The organism is Paucihalobacter sp. (assembly GCF_036825875.1).
GTDB lineage: Bacteria > Bacteroidota > Bacteroidia > Flavobacteriales > Flavobacteriaceae > Paucihalobacter.
In genome coordinates, this window is sequence record NZ_DAISXK010000005.1 from 99,140 (window position 1) to 101,672 (window position 2,533).

Sequence of the window (2,533 nt, forward strand, 5' to 3'; positions counted from 1 at the left end):
AAAAACAAAATAGTAAAATTGAATATCATGAAAGCACACACAAGAGAAACACAAGCAACGTTAACACCCCTAAAGGCATTACAATATTTAAAAGAGGGCAATGTTAGATTTCAAAATAATTTAAAAGCTAACCGAAACCTGCTAGAGCAAGTAAACGACACCAGTGAGGGTCAATTTCCTTTCGCAACTATTTTGAGCTGTATTGATTCTCGAGTCTCTGCGGAATTGGTTTTTGATCAAGGTTTAGGCGATATTTTCAGCGTTAGAATAGCTGGGAATTTTGTTAATGAAGATATTCTAGGAAGTATGGAGTTTGCCTGTAAATTGGCAGGAACAAAACTTATTGTTGTTTTAGGGCACACAAGTTGTGGCGCAATAAAGGGAGCTTGCGACCATGCCGAAATGGGCAATCTAACCAAATTAATACAAAAAATTACACCAGCTGTTAATGCGGTTACAGAACCCACTGATGAAAGCTTAAGAACTTCAAAAAATTTGGAATTTGTAGACGAAGTTGCCAAGAAAAATGTCTTGTTAACTATAGAACGAATCCGTAAAGAAAGCCCAATACTACAAGAAATGGAAGTAATGGGTGAGATTAAGATAGTTGGAGCCATGTACGATATAGGTACAGGGATGGTTGATTTTTACTAAATTGTACATCTATCCAATCTTAGGAAAAAATCAACTGATTTAATCAACTGAATAAAAACATACACTATAAATTCGAGAAACCTGCTAATCTAAAGATTAGCAGGTTTTTTATTCTTCGGTTTCGTCTGTTTTCTCTGTTTTAAAAGTGTCATTCAACATATTAAAATTTTCCACATCCAGTATTTTTGGAAATAATAAGGTCGCAAAACCCTTAACAGGCGCGTATAATGAACTCTGTTCAATGGCTTCGTCATCCATAAATACATTACTTTCCATGCGGTCAATTACCGTTAATATTACACTTAAAATTAAAGCAATTTTAAGAAACCCAAACACAGCACCAGCTATTTTGTTTAATAATCCCAGAGCAGCAAAATTTGCCAACTTGGTGAGCGCTTTTCCAGCTAAACTAATAACAAATACAATAATGGCAAAAGTAATGGCGAAAGCAGTGAGGTTGATGTATTGTTCTTCCCAATCCACTTTAGAAGCTAAGTATTCAGCGGCGTAATTGCTAAAGTGAATGGCGCCATAAATGCCAACCACCAAAGCTAAAAGCGATGCAATTTCAACAAATAATCCTTTCATAAAACCGCGTACCAAACCAAAAGCTAATAGCACACCCAATACAATGTCAATAACACTCATAATCTATTATTTTAAGTAAATATAACCTAACTTTGCCAATCCATAAACCCAAAAAGCAGGCTTTTTAGTATGTCAAGAGACGAAGAATTAAAAATAAGATGGCAGGAATTAGTTACCAAACTATCCAATAAATTTGCCGATGGAGAGCAACTGGATTTAGATGCTATTATTTATTTAATTGGGGTTCAAGAGTTGCAACAACCACACCGTGAATATAAAAAAGACCACAAATTAGACCTCATGCATATAGCTATCTGTCGCGTTTTAGAACCTTACGGATACTACAAATTTAGCTATATAGACGACGAAGGTTGGCCACATTATCAGGTAACAGAACAATTGCCGTTTTTAAAAGCTGGTGAGCAAAGTATTCTAATGAAAGAAGCCATCGTTAACTACTTTTTAGAAAATCAATATATAAACTAATAATTTGGGCATTGCCCTAAACTCCAAAAAGTCGAGGGTAGTGCTTTCTTCCCAACATTTGACGAGTACAACAATTGCTGAATCACTTACATAGGTTTCGTAAAAAAAACTAAATTTGCAATCCATTTAGGAAGTTAGGGTTCTTAAAAACATTATTGAACGGTTATGATAGATCAAATTAAAGAACATATTGCCAAAGCCGAAAGCTTTCAATCTACTTCAAATGAAGCTATTGAGGCATTTCGTATAGAGTATTTAGGAAAAAAAGGGTTATTGAATCAATTTTTTGCTGCTTTCAAAAATGTTCCTAATGAACAAAAGAAGGAATTTGGCCAAACCGTCAACACACTCAAAAAAACAGCTGAAGAAAAAGTAAGTAGCCTGAAAGCTGCCATCGAGAACCAGCAGGAAGTTAAAGGTGTTTATGGCGATTTATCTCGCCCAGGTGAACCTATTGCCATCGGTGCGCGTCATCCTATTTCAATCGTAAAAAATCAAATCATCGATATATTTTCTAGAATTGGTTTTAATGTGAGTGAAGGTCCAGAAATTGAAGATGATTGGCATAATTTCACGGCTTTAAACTTACCCGAATACCATCCGGCACGCGATATGCAGGATACTTTTTTTATTCAAACCAATCCAGATATTTTGCTACGCACGCACACCAGCTCTGTTCAAGTGCGTTATATGGAAAGCAACAAACCACCCATTAGAACCATTTCACCAGGACGCGTGTATCGCAACGAAGCTATTTCGGCGCGTTCGCATTGTTTTTTCCATCAGGTAGAAGGTTTGTATATTG

Annotated in this window: 4 protein-coding genes; 3 read left to right on the top strand and 1 reads right to left on the bottom strand. The window is 35.9% G+C overall.

All coding sequences use genetic code 11. From position 1 onward, the window contains the following. Window positions 1–27: 27 nt before the first annotated feature. Window positions 28–654 (top strand): carbonic anhydrase family protein, encoded by a 627-nt coding sequence (locus tag V7Z48_RS02915; protein WP_334111896.1) that lies wholly within the window; start codon window positions 28–30, stop codon window positions 652–654. Window positions 655–762: 108 nt separating this feature from the next. Here V7Z48_RS02915 and V7Z48_RS02920 read toward each other — a convergent pair whose 3' ends face one another. Then, entirely contained in the window at window positions 763–1,302 is a 540-nt protein-coding gene (locus tag V7Z48_RS02920) for a CvpA family protein (protein ID WP_334111893.1), read from the bottom strand. 69 nt (window positions 1,303–1,371) lie between these two features. On the opposite strand from V7Z48_RS02920, the gene V7Z48_RS02925 reads away from it, so the two are divergent. Beyond that, window positions 1,372–1,728, top strand: coding sequence for a hypothetical protein (locus tag V7Z48_RS02925; protein WP_334111894.1), 357 nt, complete (start codon window positions 1,372–1,374; stop codon window positions 1,726–1,728). A gap of 165 nt (window positions 1,729–1,893) precedes the next feature. Beyond that, a partial coding sequence (locus V7Z48_RS02930) for a tRNA ligase subunit PheS family protein (RefSeq protein WP_442954706.1) occupies window positions 1,894–2,533 on the top strand: 640 nt, incomplete at its 3' end.

Bases quoted from the DNA above. Each gene is read 5' to 3' on its own strand.
- V7Z48_RS02920 (WP_334111893.1), bottom strand. From the start codon at position 1,302: ATGAGTGTTATTGACATTGTATTGGGTGTGCTATTAGCTTTTGGTTTG.
- V7Z48_RS02925 (WP_334111894.1), top strand. From the start codon at position 1,372: ATGTCAAGAGACGAAGAATTAAAAATAAGATGGCAGGAATTAGTTACC.
- V7Z48_RS02915 (WP_334111896.1), top strand. From the start codon at position 28: ATGAAAGCACACACAAGAGAAACACAAGCAACGTTAACACCCCTAAAG.